This is a genomic window from Gilvimarinus sp. 1_MG-2023, from assembly GCF_030548285.1.
In genome coordinates, this window is sequence record NZ_JAUOSC010000519.1 from 1 (window position 1) to 333 (window position 333).

The window sequence follows — 333 nt, forward strand, 5'->3', positions numbered from 1 at the left end:
GACCTGGCTGATTTTGATCAGTACTCGGAAGCGCCGATGACACCAGAGAAGCAGCGGTTGATCGATTTTGGTTTGCCGTCCTGGGAGTCGTTTTATCGTGAGTGGGCGGCGGGTAATCTGGATGCCCCATACCATACGTGTTTGTCTGATGACCTCTATAGGGTCTATGTGAAGTGGTGCCGGGAGGGGAATGAACGGTTGATGACGCGGGAAAAATTCAGTGCCGCACTGAGCGCCAGAGAGAAGCGCCGATCGTCGGTAAAATGGTATGATCCTCCCACGCCCACCGTCATCAATCGGCGCGAACGAAAGGGGACATTTTTCGTGCTGCAC

The 333-nt window shown here is 54.4% G+C and carries 1 protein-coding gene; it reads left to right on the forward strand.

Features of this window, described 5'->3' with window-relative positions; genetic code table 11:
* Positions 1–333: hypothetical protein (locus Q4563_RS17895; RefSeq protein ID WP_303605459.1), on the forward strand; the 333-nt coding region annotated here is incomplete at both ends.